General features: G+C 64.9%; 20 protein-coding genes. 9 read left to right on the top strand and 11 right to left on the bottom strand.

What is annotated here, in order from left to right; all coding sequences use genetic code 11:
• Positions 1-21: 21 nt before the first annotated feature.
• From IVA87_RS25270 to IVA87_RS25255, 4 genes are all read right to left on the bottom strand, one after another.
• The gene (locus IVA87_RS25270) at positions 22-1,131 is read right to left on the bottom strand and encodes an ABC transporter ATP-binding protein (RefSeq protein WP_247335584.1); all 1,110 of its coding nucleotides are present in this window, start codon (positions 1,129-1,131) and stop codon (positions 22-24) included.
• Positions 1,132-1,263: 132 nt separating this feature from the next.
• Positions 1,264-2,832 (bottom strand): DUF4403 family protein, encoded by a 1,569-nt coding sequence (locus tag IVA87_RS25265; protein WP_247335582.1) that lies wholly within the window; start codon positions 2,830-2,832, stop codon positions 1,264-1,266.
• A 141-nt stretch (positions 2,833-2,973) separates the two neighbouring features.
• Positions 2,974-3,612: a PQQ-binding-like beta-propeller repeat protein gene (locus tag IVA87_RS25260; protein WP_247335579.1), complete on the bottom strand. Its 639-nt coding sequence runs from the start codon at positions 3,610-3,612 to the stop codon at positions 2,974-2,976.
• 29 nt (positions 3,613-3,641) lie between these two features.
• Positions 3,642-4,862 (bottom strand): helix-turn-helix domain-containing protein, encoded by a 1,221-nt coding sequence (locus IVA87_RS25255; RefSeq protein ID WP_247335575.1) that lies wholly within the window; start codon positions 4,860-4,862, stop codon positions 3,642-3,644.
• Positions 4,863-5,012: 150 nt separating this feature from the next.
• Between IVA87_RS25255 and IVA87_RS25250 the strand changes: the two genes are divergently transcribed.
• Both IVA87_RS25250 and IVA87_RS25245 read left to right on the top strand, forming a co-directional pair.
• Complete coding sequence (locus tag IVA87_RS25250; RefSeq protein WP_247335572.1) at positions 5,013-5,807, top strand: thioredoxin family protein; 795 nt, start codon at positions 5,013-5,015, stop codon at positions 5,805-5,807.
• A complete protein-coding gene (locus IVA87_RS25245) occupies positions 5,804-6,082 on the top strand; it encodes a hypothetical protein (RefSeq protein ID WP_247335570.1) in 279 nt (92 codons plus the stop codon). The genes IVA87_RS25250 and IVA87_RS25245 overlap by 4 nt, the downstream gene beginning before the upstream one ends.
• A gap of 218 nt (positions 6,083-6,300) precedes the next feature.
• Here the strand turns inward: IVA87_RS25245 and IVA87_RS25240 are convergent, their stop codons facing one another.
• From IVA87_RS25240 to IVA87_RS25230, 3 genes are all read right to left on the bottom strand, one after another.
• The gene (locus IVA87_RS25240; RefSeq protein ID WP_247335568.1) at positions 6,301-6,714 is read right to left on the bottom strand and encodes a c-type cytochrome; all 414 of its coding nucleotides are present in this window, start codon (positions 6,712-6,714) and stop codon (positions 6,301-6,303) included.
• A 109-nt stretch (positions 6,715-6,823) separates the two neighbouring features.
• On the bottom strand, positions 6,824-7,525 hold the full coding sequence (locus tag IVA87_RS25235; protein ID WP_247335566.1) for a L,D-transpeptidase: 702 nt from the start codon (positions 7,523-7,525) through the stop codon (positions 6,824-6,826).
• Positions 7,512-7,667 (bottom strand): hypothetical protein, encoded by a 156-nt coding sequence (locus IVA87_RS25230; RefSeq protein ID WP_247335564.1) that lies wholly within the window; start codon positions 7,665-7,667, stop codon positions 7,512-7,514. Before IVA87_RS25230 ends, IVA87_RS25235 begins: the two co-directional genes overlap by 14 nt.
• A gap of 131 nt (positions 7,668-7,798) precedes the next feature.
• Between IVA87_RS25230 and IVA87_RS25225 the strand changes: the two genes are divergently transcribed.
• From IVA87_RS25225 to IVA87_RS25215, 3 genes are all read left to right on the top strand, one after another.
• A complete protein-coding gene (locus IVA87_RS25225) occupies positions 7,799-8,851 on the top strand; it encodes a glycosyltransferase family 1 protein (RefSeq protein ID WP_247335561.1) in 1,053 nt (350 codons plus the stop codon).
• A 33-nt stretch (positions 8,852-8,884) separates the two neighbouring features.
• Positions 8,885-9,574 (top strand): methyltransferase domain-containing protein, encoded by a 690-nt coding sequence (locus IVA87_RS25220; protein WP_247278441.1) that lies wholly within the window; start codon positions 8,885-8,887, stop codon positions 9,572-9,574.
• Between the two features lie 236 nt (positions 9,575-9,810).
• Positions 9,811-10,470: a hypothetical protein gene (locus IVA87_RS25215; RefSeq protein ID WP_247335559.1), complete on the top strand. Its 660-nt coding sequence runs from the start codon at positions 9,811-9,813 to the stop codon at positions 10,468-10,470.
• A 221-nt stretch (positions 10,471-10,691) separates the two neighbouring features.
• Here the strand turns inward: IVA87_RS25215 and IVA87_RS25210 are convergent, their stop codons facing one another.
• Positions 10,692-12,356: an aminotransferase class III-fold pyridoxal phosphate-dependent enzyme gene (locus IVA87_RS25210; protein WP_247335558.1), complete on the bottom strand. Its 1,665-nt coding sequence runs from the start codon at positions 12,354-12,356 to the stop codon at positions 10,692-10,694.
• A gap of 35 nt (positions 12,357-12,391) precedes the next feature.
• On the opposite strand from IVA87_RS25210, the gene asd reads away from it, so the two are divergent.
• Together asd and IVA87_RS25200 are read left to right on the top strand one after the other, a co-directional pair.
• A complete protein-coding gene (asd, locus tag IVA87_RS25205; RefSeq protein ID WP_247335557.1) occupies positions 12,392-13,255 on the top strand; it encodes an archaetidylserine decarboxylase in 864 nt (287 codons plus the stop codon).
• Positions 13,256-13,313: 58 nt separating this feature from the next.
• On the top strand, positions 13,314-13,871 hold the full coding sequence (locus IVA87_RS25200; RefSeq protein ID WP_247335556.1) for an NUDIX hydrolase: 558 nt from the start codon (positions 13,314-13,316) through the stop codon (positions 13,869-13,871).
• 33 nt (positions 13,872-13,904) lie between these two features.
• Here the strand turns inward: IVA87_RS25200 and IVA87_RS25195 are convergent, their stop codons facing one another.
• Positions 13,905-14,681, bottom strand: coding sequence for a DUF2147 domain-containing protein (locus tag IVA87_RS25195; protein WP_247335555.1), 777 nt, complete (start codon positions 14,679-14,681; stop codon positions 13,905-13,907).
• Between the two features lie 456 nt (positions 14,682-15,137).
• On the opposite strand from IVA87_RS25195, the gene IVA87_RS25190 reads away from it, so the two are divergent.
• The gene (locus IVA87_RS25190) at positions 15,138-16,349 is read left to right on the top strand and encodes an extensin family protein (RefSeq protein ID WP_247335554.1); all 1,212 of its coding nucleotides are present in this window, start codon (positions 15,138-15,140) and stop codon (positions 16,347-16,349) included.
• A gap of 50 nt (positions 16,350-16,399) precedes the next feature.
• Here the strand turns inward: IVA87_RS25190 and IVA87_RS25185 are convergent, their stop codons facing one another.
• Complete coding sequence (locus IVA87_RS25185) at positions 16,400-16,735, bottom strand: DUF6665 family protein (RefSeq protein WP_247335552.1); 336 nt, start codon at positions 16,733-16,735, stop codon at positions 16,400-16,402.
• Positions 16,736-16,790: 55 nt separating this feature from the next.
• A complete protein-coding gene (locus tag IVA87_RS25180) occupies positions 16,791-17,426 on the bottom strand; it encodes a TetR/AcrR family transcriptional regulator (protein ID WP_247335549.1) in 636 nt (211 codons plus the stop codon).
• A gap of 191 nt (positions 17,427-17,617) precedes the next feature.
• Between IVA87_RS25180 and IVA87_RS25175 the strand changes: the two genes are divergently transcribed.
• A complete protein-coding gene (locus IVA87_RS25175; RefSeq protein ID WP_247335547.1) occupies positions 17,618-18,943 on the top strand; it encodes an HlyD family secretion protein in 1,326 nt (441 codons plus the stop codon).
• The last annotated feature ends 190 nt before the right edge of the window (positions 18,944-19,133 follow it).

Below are 19,133 nucleotides of genomic sequence, written 5' to 3'. Positions count from 1 at the left end.
GATGAAGGCTGCAGGGTTGGATCAGACGGGATCGAGGGCCAGGCAGTCCTCTGGGCGAAAGGTGATCGACACGCTTTCGCCTTGTCTCAGACTGTGATGAGCCCCGGGCTGAAGCTTGACCATGAACTCCGCATTGCCGGCGACATCGAGCACGGCCAGCGCGTGATCGCCGAGATAGATGGTGCTCTGCACCTTGGCCGGCAGGCGGTTCGGTCCGTCGTTGGAGGTGCCATCCGGGACAATGGAGATCCGCTCCGGCCGCACCGAGAGGGAAGTCGATGCGCCTGCGCGTGATACATTGACCGCCCGCGCGGTCACGGCGCCGCCACCGGCCAGCGCGACGCGGCAATATTCTTTTTCGATCGTTTCGACGGTGCCGGCCAGCACATTGTTCTCGCCGATGAAGTGGGCGACGAAGCTGTTCACCGGATGCTCGTAAAGCGAGTCGGGCGTATCGATCTGCTGCACAATGCCGTCGTTGAATACGGCGATACGATCCGACATCGTGAGCGCTTCACTCTGATCGTGGGTCACGTAGACGATCGTGATGCCCATTGTCTCGTGGAGTTGCTTGATCTCCAGCTGCATCTGCTCCCGCAGACGCTTGTCCAGCGCGCCCAAGGGCTCGTCCATCAGCACGAGCTGCGGATTGAAGACCAGCGCACGGGCCAGTGCGACGCGTTGCTGCTGACCGCCGGACAACTGCCCGGGCCGCCGGTGTGCCAGGCTTTCCATCTTGATCATGCGCAACGCCGCGCTGACGCGCTCCTGCGCTTCCGCCTTGTTGATTTTGCGGACGGATAGCGGGAAGGCGATATTCTCCGCAATCGTCAGATGCGGAAACAAGGCATAGTTCTGGAATACCATGCCGATGTCGCGCCTATGCGGCGGCACGTTCTTGATCGGCCGGTCAGCGAGGTAGATCTCGCCATGGGTCGGAACCTCGAAGCCAGCGAGCATCATCAGCGTGGTCGTCTTGCCCGAGCCCGACGGGCCGAGCAGGGTAATGAACTCGCCCTTTTTGATCTCGAGGTCGAGGTTCTTCACCACGAGGTGCTCGCCATCGTAGGTCTTCTGAATGCCTGAAAGGCGTACCAGTGCCGGCGCAGGCGTGACCATGCCGGCTTCCATGTCGTCCTCGCGTTATCAGCTACGATGCTGTCAGCGCCTCGTTCGAGGTTGCGAGGAACAGCTTAGCATCCTCCGATGAGAATGCCAGCGGTGCAAGCGAAGACGCGCACGGACCCGGTGAGCAAAGGCGGGCTACATCCCCGACAGCTTCGTCACAACCACCTTCAGCGAGCCGCCGGCTTCAGCGACGACGCGCAGGGTCTTGGAATCGAAGGCGATGTCGGCAAGCGTCAGGCTGTCGATCTTGGCTTCGACCTTGAGGCCATCCTCGCTCTTCTGGTAGTCTGCGATCGCGGCTGCGATCTTCTCGCGGGCGTTGGCGGCGATCGGCTTCAGGTCGAGCGTCGCCTTCTGCAGCAGGGCCTGCTGCATCTGCGGCACCACGGCACGCGCCGCCGCTCCTAACAGGCCGAACGCCGCCTCGGATTCCACCGCGAGCTGGATGTCGGCGAGCCGCAGCGTTTGCTGCGCCTGGTCGAGCATCGGCCGGCCCCAGATGTGCACAGTCGCCTCGGCGCCGAGGCCGAACCAGCTCTTCTTCTCGTTGGCGCGCACCAGCAGCGAGATCAGCAGGCGGTCGCCCGAGGGGGTCACGTTGACGGTCTTGACGGTCACGTCGACCGGGCCGGAGCCGTCCTCGGGATAGGTATGACCGACCATCTGCGCCGCGATCAGCTTGTTGATCTCGGTGAAGGGCACATCGATCGGCACGCCAATGTTCACGCCCGTGCCGGTCGGCGGCACGATCGAGATCTTGTCGGGAAACGGACACTCCGGCTTGGTCGGCGTCGAGGTCACGCGTGTCTCGGCCTCGAGGCCGAGCAGCAGCGTCACGGCCTGCGCATCGACGCGCGGCTGCGCCGCGATTGCGCGCACCGGCTTCATCTCGAGCCAGAGCGGCGGCAGTGCGGCCGATGAGCCCGAGCCTTGCAGCAAGATCGAGCGGCACGCCTTGGCCCATTGCACCCTGGCATTCTCTCGCAGCGAGGGATCGTTGCGGATGCGTTCGGAGACGGCGTTGATCTGCTCGCCGACATTCTTGTCGATCAATGGCTTCACCTGCGCCGGCACGTTGACCTTCGCGCCCGCGACGGCAACGTTGGTGTCGCCGAGATTGACCTGGGCGCCGAGATTGGGCTCGAGATACCAGTTGGCCGCGAGCTTGGGGCGCGAGGTGACGACCACGTTGCCCTTGATTTCGGCGCTGGCGTTCAGGTTCTTGATGTTGACCGCGCCGATCCGTTTCGCGGCGTCGCCGCCGAGCACACTGCCGAGCGCGTCGCCAAGCGCGCCGGTGGCCTTCGAGGACAGCGATCCCGTCACGTTCAGCCTGCCGGTGAGCGGCGTCGACAGCGTCAGCACGTCCTTGTCGCCTGTTGCCGCCATCGGTCCGCGCGCCGCCATCCATCCGATGTCGGCGTTCTCCAGGATCTGCGAGATCGGGTTGTCGGCCTTCCCTGCGAAATTGCGCGGCGAAGCCCTCTCGGCCTGCTCGCGGATCGCCGACAGCGCGATCGCGACCGGCGCGATCACGATGGAACTCTTCGAGGCCGGCGGCAGCGGCGGCAGTTGCGCGACCGTCGGCGCCGAATTGGTCCCGCGCGGCGACAGCAAGTCCATGGCCTTCAGGCTGATGAAGAACGACGCCGCGAGCACTGCGACGGCGATCAGGATCGTCTTCAGATTCAACGTTAGTCGCATCAATCCCCCAAGCCGCCCCGACGGGGGTTTTACAGGGCCGGCGAGGAGGGCGCTAGAGCGCACAGGTGGGGTGGAATTGGGGCGAACAGGTTAACGGCTGCGAACGCCCCGTTGCCGCGCGTTCAAATCGTCATCGCGAGGCTAGCTGCGTCGCGGACGGCGGATCGCCCTCACATTGCCGCGACCGCCGCCGCCGCAGAAGAAGCGATCGCCGCCGTCCGACTCCAAACCTGAGACCATCGTCCCGGCGGGCAGGTCGAGCTGCTCGAGAATCTTGCCCGTATCAGGGTCGATCCGCCGCACGTCACTCTCTTCGTTCTCCCAGGTGCCATGCCAGAGTTCGCCATCGACCCAGGTCACGCCGGTCACGAAGCGCTTGCTCTCGATGGTGCGGAGGACCTTTCCCGTTTCGGGATCGACCTGATGGATCTTGCGCTCGCGATATTGCCCGACCCAGAGCGACCCTTCGGCCCAGGCCAATCCGGAATCGCCACCGCCGCCGGGCGCCGGAATGGTGCTGAGCACCCTGCCGGTGGCGGCGTCGATCTTCTGGATGCGATCTTCGGCGATCTGGAACAGGTGCCGGCCGTCGAACGCCGTTCCCGCATGCGCGGCGACATCGATGGAGCGCGCGATCTTGCCGTCGGCCGGATCGACCGCGTTCAGCTTGTCGCCGGACGCGAACCAAACATGTTTGCCGTCATAGGTGACGCCATGCACGGCTTCGACGCCCGCGAAAGGCCCATACTCCTTGATGATCTCGGCGGCTGTACGCTTCATGTGCTTGATCCCTGTGATGTGACCTCACCCTACGTCTTCAGGAGCGGCGTGGGGAGTAACAAGCCTGTCGGGAAACCCGGGACGGGCGGGGTCATCCAACGCTTCGCCCGGCCATGTCCGAAGGACTGCACCTTGTGTGATCGCGCCAGGTCTTCGAGGGCCCGCTGCACGGTGCGGGCGCTCATTCCGAGCGCCAGCGCGAGCGCCGAGCTCGACCAGGGCTCGCCGTCGGACAGGAAGGCGAGCACTGCGGCGTGCTTCTCCTCGACCGGCCGCGCCAGCACAAGAACCTGTCGCGTTTTGCGCGGTGTCAGCGCAAAGCCGTGTTTGGTCGCGCTCACATCGGCAAGAGGCTTGAGCTTGGCGCGGAGCCGACCGATCTCGACCCGCAGCCGGGCGCGATGCGATTCATCGACGTGCCTGGCGCGAAACGCGGCGGTCATCAGAGCCTCTCGGGACACGTCCGCGGGCCACGCCTGCGCCAGGCGGCGGGCGAGCGCGAACAGCACCGGCCGCGTTCCCAGCGACACGACGATGCCCCCCTTCCGAACGGTGTGATGGAACGTGTCCACGACGAGCGCGTGAGACGCCGCCAGCGCTTCGACCTGTCCAAGCAACAGTGGATGCTCCTTGCCGCGTGCGATCAGGCGAGCCGCGGGCGTGTCGAGCACGAGGTTCGTGCTTTCGACTTCGGCCGTGAGCGCTGGAATCCCGGCCGACCGTGCCGCGTCGGCGGCGCGGTCGAGCGCCGCGCGCGCATCTTTGGTTTTGAGCCGCCGGATTGCGATGCCGGCGACCACGAGTTCACGGATGACCTGAGACGCAGGCGGAAGAGGGCCTGCGCCGAGCTCCGCCAGCGTGCGCTCGGCCTCGTCGAGGCGCCCGAGCAGAAGAAGGCGGCGGGCCTCGATGTGACCGGCATGGGCGGCATTGGCGAGATCGCCGTGCCTTGCGAGTGTCGCGCGCGCCGCTGCAAGCGTCCTCGCCGGCCAGCTCAGGTCGCGCGAGACCAGCGCGATCTCGGCCTCGGCCACGACGCATCTTGCGCGCGCCACCGCCTCTCTCGGACCGAAGGCACGTGCGGCGCTCCGCAGCAGCGTCTTGGCCTTGGCGAAATCGCCGAGCTGCGCCATCGCGATGCCGCGCAACGCCAGCGACGGTGCGTCGTTGCGCAGCGCAACGCGGTTCAGCGCACCGAGCGGATCGCCCGCCTCGAGCGCGCGCGCCGCGGCCGTGATCAGCGACTCCATTCAAATCCCGCCACACTTGTTACTCCCACCCCGCGACCGCGAGATGCCAGAAACAGTTTACGACCGACGATGTGCGGTGAAGGGCGAGGGGTTCCGCGTCTGTCATAACGCGATGCGGAATGATCGCCCAGGCAAGAGGTTTGGAGAGCCATGATGACATCAGTTGAAAGCGCAGGGACGAACGGACATTCCGCCATGCAGACACCGCCCGTGGTGTCGCCGCAGGACTGGGAGGCAGCCCGTCTGCAACTGCTCGTGAAGGAAAAAGCGCATACCCGTGCCCGCGATGCCCTGGCCGCCGAGCGGCGACGCATGCCCTGGATGGCGGTGGACAAAACCTATGCGTTCGAGGGCCCCGGCGGCAAGCTCAGTCTGGTCGACCTATTCCAGGGCCGGCGGCAATTGATCGTCTACCGCGCCTTCTTCGAGCCGGGGGTGTTCGGCTGGCCCGACCATGCGTGCCGGGGCTGCTCCATGGTCGCCGACCAGGTCGCCCATGTCGCGCACCTCAATGCCCGCGACACTACCCTTGTCTTCGCCTCGCGCGCGCCGCAGGCCGATATCGCGCGGCTGAAGCAGCGGATGGGCTGGATCATGCCCTGGGTCACCATCACCGACAGCTTCGATGCTGATTTCGGCGTTGACGAATGGCACGGGACGAACGTGTTCTACCGTGACGGCGACCGCGTCTTCCGCACCTATTTCGTCAAGAGCCGGGGCGATGAGCAGATGGGCGGTACCTGGAATTATCTCGACATCACGCCGCTCGGCCGCCAGGAGGTCTGGGAGGATTCGCCGAAAGGCTATCCGCAGACGCCGACCTACAAATGGTGGAATTGGCACGACAGCTACACGGAAGGTGCAGCGCCCGACGAGAAGTGGGTCGAGATCTCGACCGCCGGCGAGAAGGCTTTTCGCAAGGAGGCTGCGGGAGAACGGAAATGACCGCTTCCGCAAGCGCGGCCGCCAGCGTCAACCGCGACATCGTCGCGGCCGCGCGTCACCTCGCCCGATGGCTGGGACTGGCGGCCACGCCGACCTTCGCGATCATGGCCCTGCTGACCGCCGCGCTCGGCGGCGGTGCGGCGGACATGCTCTGCTCCGCCGGACAAGGATCCGTGCTCGTTGGCATGGTGCCGATGTATCTGTTGATGAGCGCGTTTCATTCCGCGGCGTGGCTGAGATTGATTGCGGAGCGAGGGCGCGGCGGTGAGCGGTAACGGACCGCCCGGTGTGAACGCCTCGTCCTTGGGGACGCGCGCAAGCGCGCTCCTCAGGATGAGGCTAACCGGCATCTTCGCCTCGGTGCAAGCGCTTCGTAGGGAACGGCGGGCCGCCACACTCCGCCCTCATCCTGAGGGCCCGCCGCAGGCGGGCGTCTCGAAGGATGGCCACGATGACCGACATCAAACAAAAACGACCCGCTTAGCGTAGGTCGTTACTGCGAAGCCGCCTGCAGATAAGCAATCACCTTAGCGGCTTCCTCCGCCGAGATGCCGCCATAAGGCTGCATCTTGTTGCCCCGCACCACCTCGTCCGACTTGACCATGAAGCGGGTGAGCTTGTCTTGGTCCCAGATGAAGCCGGCTTCCTTCATCGGCGACGAGTAATTGTAGTTCGGCAGCGCGCCGGCCTTGCGTCCGACGATCTTGTTAAGATTGGGACCGAGGCGATTGTCGCCCTCTTTCATGGAGTGGCAGGTGCGGCAGGAATTGTTGAAGGCCTGCTGGGCTGCATCGTCGCTCGCCGGCTGCTGCGCGCGCGAGAGAGGCGGTGACAAGAGCAACGTCAATGCCCCCGTGCCGATTGCGAGCAGCCATGCGCTTGACGAACGTTGCGTGCGTGCTTGCATCTGCGCCTCCATGCAATCGCGCTGCAGCAAGCGCGCTTCGGGATGTCGAGGGCAAACGAACACGGCCCCGGTGGGTTCCGGGGCCGTTTGCGTCACAATGTCCTGTCGCTCAGCGCATCGCAACTCCAAGCTCGGCTCGCCGCTCCGTCATCGGCAGCACGATCACCTTGGTGCCGACGTTGACGCGGGCGTAGAGGTCGGTGACGTCTTCATTGGTCATGCGGATGCAGCCGGACGAGACGTGCTTGCCAATGGTCTCGGGCGCGTTGGTGCCGTGAATGCGGTAGATGGTGCTGCCGAGATACATGGCGCGGGCCCCCAATGGATTGCCGGGGCCGCCGGCCATGTGGCGCGGCAGATAGGGCTGGCGGGCGATCATTTCCGGCGGCGGAGTCCAGGCCGGCCATTCGGCCTTCCGGCTCACCGATTGGATGCCGGACCAAGTGAAGCCGTCACGGCCGACGCCGATGCCGTAGCGCAGCGCCTGGCCGCCTCCGAGCACGTAGTAGAGATAGGTGTTGGGCGTGTCGATGATGATGGTGCCTGGCGCCTCCCGCGTTGCATAGGAAACGGTCTGGCGGCGGAAGCGGGCCGGCATCTCGACCGCGTCCTGATCCTCGGACGGCGCGGCTTGATAGGGCTGGTACGGCTGGAGCGGCTGCGGCGCCGTCATCGGCGGCAGCGGTTGGAAGAAGGGGAAGAGCTGCACCGGCGCAGCGTTGGCTGTATCTGCGAACGCGATTGCAGAGATCGCGACTGCACTGATCGCAATGGCGCGCGAATAGTTCTTGAACGTGTCAAGATTGATCATTGATCGCCCCTGTTTGCTCGGTGTTGTTGATCACCGCGGCACCGTTTCGGTGCTCCGTTGGGGTGATGACTAACGGCAGAACATTTCGGGACATTTGCGTGGAAAACCAAAAACGGCTTCGTGGCGGCAAGAATTGTTTCATGACAGTTTCGTGGCCGCGCGGGCCCGTTAACGAACAAAACAGAGCGCCGACACTTCTGTGACGTCATACGCCTGAAATATCCTTCGTTGATGGTCGGAAACCGAGAATCATCAAACTCTCGGGATTTTCCGATGCGGGTATTAATCGCGACCGACGCCTGGCATCCGCAGGTCAACGGCGTGGTGCGGACGCTGACCTCGCTGGCGAGCGCGGCCAAGGCCCTCGATGTCGAGATCGACTTCCTGACCCCGGACGGTTTTCCGTCATGGCCGCTGCCGACCTATCCGGGCCTGCGCATCGCGTTGCCGAGCTTCAGGGAAATCGCACGGCGGATCGACAAGGCCGCTCCCGAGGCGCTGCACATCGCGACCGAAGGCCCGATCGGCTGGGCCGCGCGAGCCTATTGCCGGCGCAACCGGCTCGCCTTCACCACGTCCTATACGACGCGCTTTCCCGAATATGTTTCGGTGCGAACCGGCATCTCCGCGAGCATCGGCTATGCCGTGCTGCGCCACTTTCACGATGCCGCCGCGATGACCATGGTGGCGACGCCCTCGCTGCGGCAGGAACTGTCTGAACGTGGTTTCAAGCGGCTCGGCTTCTGGACGCGCGGCGTCAACACCGAGCTGTTCCATCCCGACAGCCCGGCAGCTCTCGACCTGCCACGCCCCATCTTCATGACGATGGGCCGGGTCGCGGTGGAGAAGAATCTCGAAGCGTTCCTCGCGCTCGACCTGCCCGGCACCAAGGTCGTCGTCGGCGACGGCCCGCAGAAGCCTGCGCTGGAAAAGAAATATCCCGGCGCCGTCTTCCTCGGCGAGAAGAAGGGGGCGGATCTCACCGCGCACCTCGCCGCCGCCGACGTCTTCGTGTTTCCCAGCCTGACCGACACCTTCGGCGTGGTGCAACTCGAGGCGCTGGCCTGCGGCACGCCGGTTGCGGCGTTCCCGGTGACGGGCCCCAAGGACGTCATCGCCGATCATCCGATCGGCGCGATCGACCATGATCTGCGCACCGCGTGCCTGCGCGCGCTCACGATGTCGCGCCAGACCTGCCGCAACTTCGCGCTGGAGCGTTCCTGGGAAAACAGCGCGCGCCAGTTCGTCGGCAATCTCACCTCACTTCAGCCCAGCCGCACCTTGCGCGCCTCGCCTCGCATGGCGCGGCGGCCGGTGCGCGGTTGATCGTCCATTTGAACCACAGCGAGAACCTCATCGATGGCTAAGATCATGAACCTTGATGGCACCCAGCAGCTCGACCTCACCCGCGGCACGGTCGAGCAGGCCTATGACCGCTGGGCGCCGGTCTACGACCTCGTGTTCGGCGGCGTCTTCGCCAAGGGCCGGCAGGCGGCGATCGCGGCCACCAACAAGATCGGCGGCCGGGTGCTCGAGGTCGGCGTCGGCACTGGCATCTCGCTGCCGCTCTACGCGCCGAACTTGCGCATCTTCGGCACCGACATCTCGGAGGCGATGCTCGACAAGGCGCGCCGCCGCGTGAGCGAGCAGAAGCTGAAGAACGTCGAGGGCCTCGCGGTGATGGACGCCGAGAAGCTCGAATTCCCCGACAACTCCTTCGACGTCGTCATGGCGCAATACGTCGTCACCGCAGTGCCCAATCCGGAGAAGGCGCTCGACGAATTCGTCCGCGTGCTGCGCCCGGGCGGCGAGCTGATCATCCTCACCCGCGTCAGCGCCGATACCGGCATGCGCCGCTTCATCGAGCAGAAGCTGCAGCCGGTGGTGCGTCCGCTCGGCTTCCGCACCGCCGAATTCGCCTGGTCGCGCTATGCGAAGTGGCTGGCCGGCGCCCGCGGCATCGAGCTTGCCGAGCGCCGTCTGATTCCGCCGCTCGGCCATTTCTCGCTGGTGCGCTTCCGCAAAGTCGACGTCGCCAAGGCGGCGTAGCATCGCTGTTGCCCCTCAGGAGGCGCGCAAGCGCCGTCTCGGACCATGCAGGCCCGCCTGCTGCGGACGGGCCTCGCCCTTCGAGACGCTTGCTGCGCAAGCGCCTCAAGGTGAGGGGAGAAAGTAACCGTGCGTCATCGCGCCGCTGCATATCGTCACATGACAAAATGATGATGTCACACGGCCTACATCGAATCCGTTTAAATCCCGTACCCGAAAGCATCTTAGGGAAGAGCATGATCAAGAATTATCTCGAGCAGCTGCGCATCCAGCGCTGGGACGACCATCGCTACTATCACCACAGCCGCATCAATCAGAGCCTGCACTTCGTCAGCGCGCTGAGCTTTCTCTTTGCCTATGTCTGGCTGTTCATCGACCCCGTAGTGTCCGCGCTGGTCGGCTGGCTGGTCTCGATGACCTCGCGCCAGGCCGGTCACTTCTTCTTCGAGCCGCACGGTTACGACCACATCAACCAGGCGACGCACGAGCACAAGGAAGAGATCAAGGTCGGCTACAATCTTCAGCGCAAGGTGGTGCTGATGGCGATCTGGGCGCTCTCGCCGCTGGTGCTGTTCGCCGATCCCACGCTGTTCGGCCTGTTCACGCCCTGGGCGAGCGCGACCGACTTCATGCGGCAGGTCGCCAAGATCTGGCTCCTGGTCGGTGGCGGCGGTCTGTTGTTCCGTACCGTGCACCTGTTCTTCATCCGCGATGTCGAGACCGGTCTCGTCTGGATGACCAAGATCCTGACCGATCCGTTCCATGATCTGATGCTCTATCGCAAGGCTCCGCTCGCGCTGATGCGTGGCGAGCTGATGGACCCCGGCCTGCACCTCAACCCCGAGCACACGCTGGGCCTCATCGGCGAGCCGACGCTCGAAGAGCAGCACGCCTGAGCGCGCTGCGCATATCCAATACTCTGATGTCTGATGCTTGCGTCATGCCCGGGCTCGTCCCGGGCATCCACGTGTGTGGGGGTGCCTTAAGCGCCGTCATTCCGGGGCGGTCCGTAGGACCGAGCCCGGAAGCTCGAGATTCTCAGGTGCGCAATTGCGCACCGGAGTTCGATGCTTCGCATCGCCCCGGAATGACAGTGGTTATATGGAAAGAATCGGCCTCAACGCCCGAACCGCTTGGCCAGCATCTCTTTCAGGATCTGCCGCTTGATGCTCTTGTTGGTGAGCGTGCCGTCGTGCCACCAGAAACCGTCGGCCTTCATCTTCTGGGCCGCGCGGACGAAGCGCTCGGCGACCTCGGTGAAGTCGGCGTCGGTGTAGTTCAGACTGAAGATCAGCCGGCCGGTGCCGACCCAGCTCAGCGCCAGGCCTTCGGCGCGCAGATAATATTGCAGCATCCAATTGTAGCGGGACGGGGTGGTGTATTTCACCGTCCAGATCGAGGAGAAGTTGGCGAACCGCACCGGCAGGTCGGCATCGCTCATCATGTGGTTGAGCGTCTGGACCCGGCCGTTCCAGGTCGCCTCCAGCGCGTCATAGACGGCGCGGAAGTTGGGGCTGGCGAGGCGGCTCAAGAACTCGTCCATCGCCGTCATGACGTAGGGATGCGAGTTGAAGGTGCCGCGGGCGAAGCAGATGTCGGCGGGACGGTCGTCGCGGAAGCGGCGCATCAATTCGCGTCTGCCGCAGACCACGCCGACCGGCAGGCCGCCGGCGAGGCTCTTGCCGTAAGTCACCATGTCGGCGCGCACGCCGAAATATTCCTGGGCCCCGCCGGCGGCGAGACGGAAGCCGACGAACACCTCGTCGAAGATCAGCACGATGCCGCGTTGGTCGCAGACCTCGCGCAGCTTCTTGAGCCACTCGGTGTACGCCGCGCGGTCGAAATTGCCGCCACGGGAGGAATCGACCAGCGAGGAATCGCCAGGGGCATTGGCGTTCGGATGCAGGCCCTGCAGCGGGTTGACCAGCACGCAGGCGATGTCCTTGCGGGTCCGCAGCACGTGCAGGGTCCTCTCCGACATCTCGGCGAGGGTGTAGGTCTCGTGCGCGGGAATCGGATTGCCGACGCCGGGCTGCACGTCGCCCCACCAGCCGTGATAGGCGCCGGCGAAGCGGACGAGATGCGTGCGCTTGGTGTGGTAGCGCGCGAGCCGCACCGCCTGCATCACGGCTTCGGTGCCGGACATGTGGAACGAGACCTCGTCGAGGCCCGAGATTCGGCAGAGCCGCTGCACGTTGTCGAGGATGACGGGATGATAGGGACCGAGCACGGGGCCGAGCGCGTGCGCCCGCTTCTCGGCGCCCTCGATGCACTCCTTGTAGAAGTCGTTGCCGAAGATGTTGACGCCGTAGGAGCCGGTGAGGTCGTAGAAGCTGTTGCCGTCGATATCCGTGACGGTGACGCCGCGCGAGGATTCCATGAAGGTCGAGGTGCCCAGATGCTCGCGGACCAGTCGCGAGAACTGGAACGGCACGCGGTAGCTCTCGGTGAAGTTCAGATCGGAGATCCTCTCCGCGGCCTCCTTCGTCATCGCGCGTCCCCTGGGATAGCGCTCGGCGTAGAGGCCGGCGAGGCGGAAGAAGCCCTCCTTGCGCTGAGCCGCGATATTCACCGGCGCGCCATCGCAGGAGAAGTAGTCGTCGTTTCCGAACTCGTAGAACGGGATCAGCCGCGCCACGCGGCGCGACATCTTGGAATGCCCGGAGAGCGAGCGGTGCTTGGCGCGGGAGAGCTCGATGCGCGCCTTGAGCTTCGGGAAGGCGGCGGCAGCGGACGCTGCGGCGGCCACGGACATCGAGAGAATCGGGAGTGTCGTTTCCATGACAACAAGCGCTAACCCTGCGAGCTGACAGATTCATGACAGTCAAAGCCCTCATCGCCTCTTTCACCCAGCAGGAAGACCTCAACTTCCTGTTGACCAACCGCATCCCGCGCGCGGCCCTGACCCGCTTCATGGGCTGGTTCTCCAAGATCGAGAACCCGTTTGTGCGGGACTTCTCGATCGCGCTGTGGAAGCTGTTCTCCGACCTCGATCTGTCGGAGGCGCGAAAAGATCGTTTCAAGAGTCTGCACGACTGCTTCACCCGGGAGCTCAAGCCGGATCTGCGGCCGTTCGATCCGGACCCGGCGGTGGTCGCGAGCCCCTCCGACGGCATTGTCGGCGCCCATGGTCGGATCGCTGACACCGAACTGTTTCAGGTCAAAGGCGCGCCGTATTCTCTGCTCGATCTCGTCGGCGATTCCGCTCTGGTCGACCAGCACCGCAACGGAAGCTTCGTCACGCTGCGGCTGACCTCGAGCATGTATCACCGTTTCCACGCGCCTTATGATGCGCATATCGAGCGCGTCACGCTGATTCATGGCGACGTTTGGAACGTCAATCCCATCGCGCTGAAGCGCGTCGAGCGGCTGTTCTGCAAGAACGAGCGCGCGGTCATTCGCACGCATTTGCCGACCCGCGAGGCGGTGACGCTGGTGCCGGTCGCCGCCATCCTGGTCGCGAGCATCCGCCTGCACTTTCTCGACATGGTGCTGAACGCGCAGACCCATGGCCCCGTCAATTTTCCCTGCGACGTCAACGTGATCAAAGGCGAGGAGCTCGGCTGGTTCGAGCACGGCTCGACCATCATCATCCTGGCGCCCGGCGATTTCACGTTCTGCGACGGCATCACGGAGGGCACGCGCATCCGCGCCGGTCAAGCGCTGCTGAAGAGAAAGTAGCCTTCAATCCGCCGCGCCCGCCGCCTATATCGTCCGCGGGGACAACTGGATGTGAGTGATGGCGCGGGCGCCGGTGATGGCGGCGGGTGGTATTGTGCTGCGTCGATGTTCGACGCCGCTGATCGCCGTGGTGCGCCAGCGCAAGCGCAACGAATGGGTCTTGCCCAAGGGTAAGCTCGACGACGGCGAGACGCCGAAGGAGGCCGCGCATCGCGAGGTGCTGGAAGAGACCGGGCACGACGTCGCGGTGCACGAATTTCTGGGTACGCTGGGCTATCAATCGGGCGGGCGCACCAAGGTCGTGCATTTCTGGCGCATGGAGGCCGATGGCGGGCCGGTCCGCAAACCGATGAACGACATCAAGGCGGTGGACTGGCTGACGTTGGACGACGCAATCGCGCGGCTGTCGCGCGAATATGAGCGCGCGTTCCTGGCGCAGATCGGTCCGATTGCGCTCGCCGCTGCCGGTGTTGCGCCTTCGCCCGAGCCGACGCCGCCGGCCGATCACATCGATGCGGCCTTGCAGACGCTGACACCAGCCCAAGCCGCCTCGGTCGACGACTTGCGGCACGGCTTGTTGCAGAAGGTGAAGGCGTGGCTGCGCGGCGAGGCGTGAGCGCGCGCCGCGCGCTGGTCGAGACCTTCGATGTCAGCTCACGCGCTTCCAGGTCTGGCCCCCGCAGAACATACCGCCGAAGGCGCAGCCCTGCACGCGCATTGCATTCGGACCTTTCATCGCGATGGTCGAGTCGTAATTGCGGCCAGAGTTGGGATCGTGGATGCGGCCGCTCCACTTCGAGCCGTCGGGCTTCATGTTGATCAGGATGCGCTCATTGGTCTTCACGGCATAACCGCAGAGATTGGCGCCGCACTGTTCGACACGGACATTGCCTTTGTTCTCTTCGGTCGCCCACACGCCGATCGGCGAGTTTGGTGGCGCCACGGGCGCCGCGGCAACCGGAGCCGGGGCCGGCGCGGGAGCAGCAGCGATGGGAGCGGGTGCGGCGACGGGAGCAGGCGCCGCAACAGGTGCAGGCTGCGTGGTGTCGAGGCCGGCGGACGCGGCGGCGGGAGCCGTCGGGTCCGTTGCGGCGGGCGCAGCCGCCTGGACCGGCGCCTGTGGCACTGGCTGCTGCTGCACCGGAGCCGGCGCCGGCTGCGCATTCGTGGTCGCCGGAGCCGGCGTGGTGTCGACGTCATCCTCCTTGGAGCCGCCCAGGCCCTTGAGGTTGATGTTGTTCAGCTTGATCGGCTTGTCCGACAGCCCCGGCGCCACGATGGTCACGCAATTGAGTGAGGCGCAATTGCGCGGCGTCTCGATGCGGATGTGCTGGCCTTCGACCTGGAACGAGATCGAATTGCCCGCATGCGCGGCGGCGGTCGAAGCAACGAAGAGCGCCGTGGCGGCGATGGTGAGCTTGTTCATGACAACCTCCGTGGTCCCCGTATGGACTGGTGTCGCTGGTGGACTGAGCGTAGTTCGACCCTACGCCCCGGCTGTCCCTTCTTCCGTGATGGACATCACTACATCTGACCGTCGCCTGCGTGAACCGGCGCACATTCGGCTATCTTGGCCTAATGTTGGTGACGATCCATGAGATGGAGCGCGGCCCTATATGATGCCGAGCACGATGGCGCCGACGAAGGCCATGGCGAGGTACGCGGTGATAATGCTCAGTCTGCCGGCGAACGTCATGAGATCGCTCCCGCTGTCGCGCCGCGTTGCGCGAGCTTTATGGTTAACAGAGAGTCTCCTTCCGAAAAAGTCAGTCGTCCTGTCGCTCAGTCTGGCAGCATTTCGGCGCACGCGGGCCGGCATGGTTAAAGAAGGCTGAAACGACACGTTGAAGAGTCTTTAAGTAAATTCACCGAACGTGCGTTCATGACGCGCGGAGTTCGTTTGTATCTCGTCGGCTCCTTCGTCCTTGTTTCGCTTGCGGGTTGCGGACGCGGCTTCTTCCAGGCCGAACGCGAACCGTGGCGGGCCGAGGCGGAAGCGGCGTGCCTGAAATCTGGAGCGGTCAAGGAGAGTGCGGACATCGTCCGCATCGATCCGATCTCCGGCCCTGGCCAATGTGGCGCCGAATTTCCGCTGAAGGTCGCCGCCATCGGCGAAGCCTCCAACAGCTATGGCTTTGCCGACGAGGAGCTGCGTCCGCCGGGGAGCATCGGCAACCAGCCGCGCTGGCCGGTCACGCAGCCGCGATCGAACTATCCGCAGAGCCAGAATTATCCGGCACCCTCCCACCCGCAGCGATCGAACTATCCGGAGAGCGCGGTGCAGCAGCCTTCCGGCTATGGCACTTCAACCGGACCGATGTCGCTGAACGCGCCCGGCGTGGTGCCGCAGGAAGACGAGATCGATCTGCCGCCCGAGGGCACCGATGCCGCGGCGACCGCGCGCTACATGAATGCGCCGAGCTATCCGGCACGGCCGGCCGGTGCGGCACCCTACGGGCAACCGCCCGCGCAGCAGCCGCTGCCGCGTCTTGGCCCGGCGCAGGGCAATCCCGTCACCGCCGTCGGTCCGGTTGCGATCAAGCCGACCGCGACGCTGGCCTGTCCGATCGTGTCCGAGCTCGACCGCTGGCTCGCCGACACCGTGCAGCCCTCGGCCATGCGCTGGTTCGGGGTCCGCGTCGCCGAAATCAAGCAGATCTCTGCCTATTCCTGCCGCGGCATGAACGGCAACTCGCGCGCCCACATTTCCGAGCACGCCTTCGGCAATGCGCTCGATATTTCCGCCTTCGTGCTCGCCGACGGCCGCCGTGTCACTGTGAAGGAAGGCTGGCGCGGCATGCCGGAAGAGCAGGGATTTTTGCGCGACGTGCAGTCCGGTGCCTGCGCGCATTTCACCACGGTGCTCGCGCCCGGCTCCAACGTCTATCATTACGATCACATCCACGTCGATCTGATGCGCCGCGCCAGCCGTCGCCTGATCTGCCAGCCCGCCGCCGTCTCCGGCGATGAGGTCGCTGCGCGTGCGCAGTCACGCAGCCCCTATGCGAATGCACGCGATCCTTCCGTGACTGGTTCGCTCGGCCGCAAGAGCGCCGCGCACAAGCGCGAAGAAGACGAGTACGCCGACGATTGAGGCTTGCGCAAAACCCGTGGCTACGATGGGGGGCGTAGCCCGCCAGCAAGTCATTTCGAGGCCGGCTTCGATGGTGGGAGCCCCATGCACCGCTGCACCTCGCCAGGGACGTTGTAGGTTCGCATGATGTGACGGCTGTCGCGAAGACCCGACGCCTCGCGTTGCACTACGAACATCCACAGCGCATGGCCGGCCTCATGCACCAGCCTACGTCTGGCCGGTTGCAGTGAGGCCGGTATCTCCGAGGCCGCGTGGGCGGCGTCGAACTCGCGCAAACGCGTGAGGCTCTGTTCCAGCGCGCGGCCCATTCGTCCAAGCGCCGAGGCCTGCTCCTGGATGATCTCATAATGGAGAATATCGACAGGGGGGCGAAGATCACGAGGCATGGACGCAAATATAACCGCCCGCGACGCGCCTGCGCAACGCGTAGCCCGCTTGCAGTTACTTCACCCGATACGTCGCGAGGAACATCCGCGTCGCGCTGTCGACGACTTCGGTCATGCGCTCTTGCGACGGTGCGGGAGCAGCCTGGAAGACGAACGGCAGGAACAGCGAGGCCTTGCATAGTTCCATGAATTGCGAGGCGGCCAGATCGCAATCGTCGATGTCGAGATCGCCGGAAGCGACATGGGCTTTGAGATAATCGGACAACCGGTGGATGGTCTTGTCCAGCACCCGCGCATAGTAACGGCGGCCGACGTCGGGCATGCGCTCGGCGATTGCCATCACGGTGCGGATTGCCGATCCGCCGCCGGGCCGGCAGAGCAAATGGATATAGGCCTGGCCGAAATCCTTCAGCGTGGTCTCGGCATCGCGCGCGGGATCGAAATTGAACACGACCTGGCCGTGCTGGAGCGCCTCCTCTTCGAGAATGGCTTCGAACAGCGCGGATTTGTCGGCGAAATAGACGTAGAGCGTGCCCTTGGAAACCTGTGCCGCGCGCGCGATCTCGCCCATGCTGGCGCCGTCGAAACCGAGAGCCATGAACACTTTGCGAGCACCGTCCAGGATTTGACGTCGCTTGGAGCTGTCCTCCTCCGGGACGATGTGAAGACGTTCGCTGGCAGCTACAACCATTGGTTTAGGGTCTCGGAAGGTTTTTGGATCCGCGTCTGGGGCTATGAACCCGAATAAAGGATTCCGGCTATTAAGATGACACCGGGAATATTATGTAGATTGACCGAACCGTTCGGTCAAGGTATTCAGGACGAGCGAAAAGGGGGCGTGCCGTGGCGGCCACCCCTGCTCGCGCTTTTGGGGAGGCCTTTATGGCCGTATCGAGAGACCAGGCTGCGCGCGTCCTTCGCCAGGAAGCGGTGGAGACGACGCCGGAGCAGGCGAGCGGTGACGCGGCGAGCGAGAAACCCGCCGTCCTGGCTGAGAAATTGCGCTCTCATGTGGTCGAGGAAACCGAGCACCGCAGCGTCGAGGTGGCCGAGAAGCCCGCGACTGACAGGGCGGCCCCGGCTGCCCCTGTCCATAGCGCTGCTGCCGCCGCGCCCAAATCCGGCAAGCGCAAATTCGTCCTGATGGGCGTTGGCTTGCTGCTGGCGCTCGCGGTCGCGAGCTATGCCGGTTACTACACCTTGGTCGGCCGCTTCTACATCTCCACCGACGATGCCTATGTCCGCGCCAACAACACCATGCTCGGTGCGCGCGTCGCCGGCCACATCTCCGCGGTCCTCGCCGGCGACAACTCGCCGGTGCGCGCGGGCGACGTCGTCTTCCGCATCGACGACGGCGACTACAAGATCGCAGTCGATGCCGCCGCGACCAAGATCGCGACCCAGCAGGCCACGATTGACCGCATCAGCCGCCAGGTCGCAGCACTCGATAGCCAGGTCGCGCAAGCAAAGGCGCAGCTCGTCTCGGCTGAAGCAGGCCTCAAGCGTGCCGATCTCGACTATGAGCGCCAGCAGGCGCTGAGCAGCAAGGGCTTTGCCTCGCGCGCCACCTTCGAGAGCTCGGAAGCCGGACGCGACCAGGGCGCGGCCGCGGTCAAGGCCGCGCAGGCCGCCTACGACGTCGCGGTCAGCAATGTCGACGTCGCCAAGGCGCAGCAGGCCGAAGCGCAGGCGCAGCTCGCCGAGCTCAAGACCACGCTCGCCAAGGCTGAGCGCGATCTCGGATTCACCACGGTGCGCGCGCCGGTCAACGGCACGTTCTCGAATCGCCTGGTCAATACGGGCGACTTCGTCGCGGTCGGCCAGCGCCTCGGCAACATCGTGCCGCTCGACGATGTCTATATCGACGCCAATTTCAAGGAAACGCAGCTCAAGCGCATTCGCCCCGGCCAGCCGGTGACGATCAAGGTCGATGCCTATGGCATGCGCAAGTTCTCCGGCGTCGTCGACAGCATCGCGGCGGGCGCGGGCTCGGTGTTCACGCTGCTGCCGCCTGACAATGCCACCGGCAACTTCACCAAGATCGTGCAGCGCGTGCCGGTGCGCATCCGCGTGCCGAAATCGGTGGCGAAGCAGAACCTGCTCCGCGCCGGCATGTCGGTCTACGCGACCGTCGACACCAACAAGGGTGCCGCCGATGCCGACAGCGAGGTCGATCTCGACGATCCCATCGCGGTTCACCCGCAGTAGGCGCGGTGATATGAATCACGCTGCAGCCGCGAATGCAGGTGCGCTCCCTCTCCCGCTTGCGGGAGAGGGCTGGGGAGAGGGTGTTTCCAGAATGGGACAATCCCCTAGAGGAGAGAACCCTCACCCGCGCCTTCGGCGCGACCTCTCCCGCAAGCGGGAGAGGTGCCGCCAACTCGCAGCTTGCTCCTAT

The organism is Bradyrhizobium sp. 147 (assembly GCF_023073935.1).
Lineage (GTDB): Bacteria > Pseudomonadota > Alphaproteobacteria > Rhizobiales > Xanthobacteraceae > Bradyrhizobium.
The sequence above is the reverse complement of the archived record's forward strand: the minus strand, read 5'-3'. Positions and strand labels throughout refer to the sequence as shown.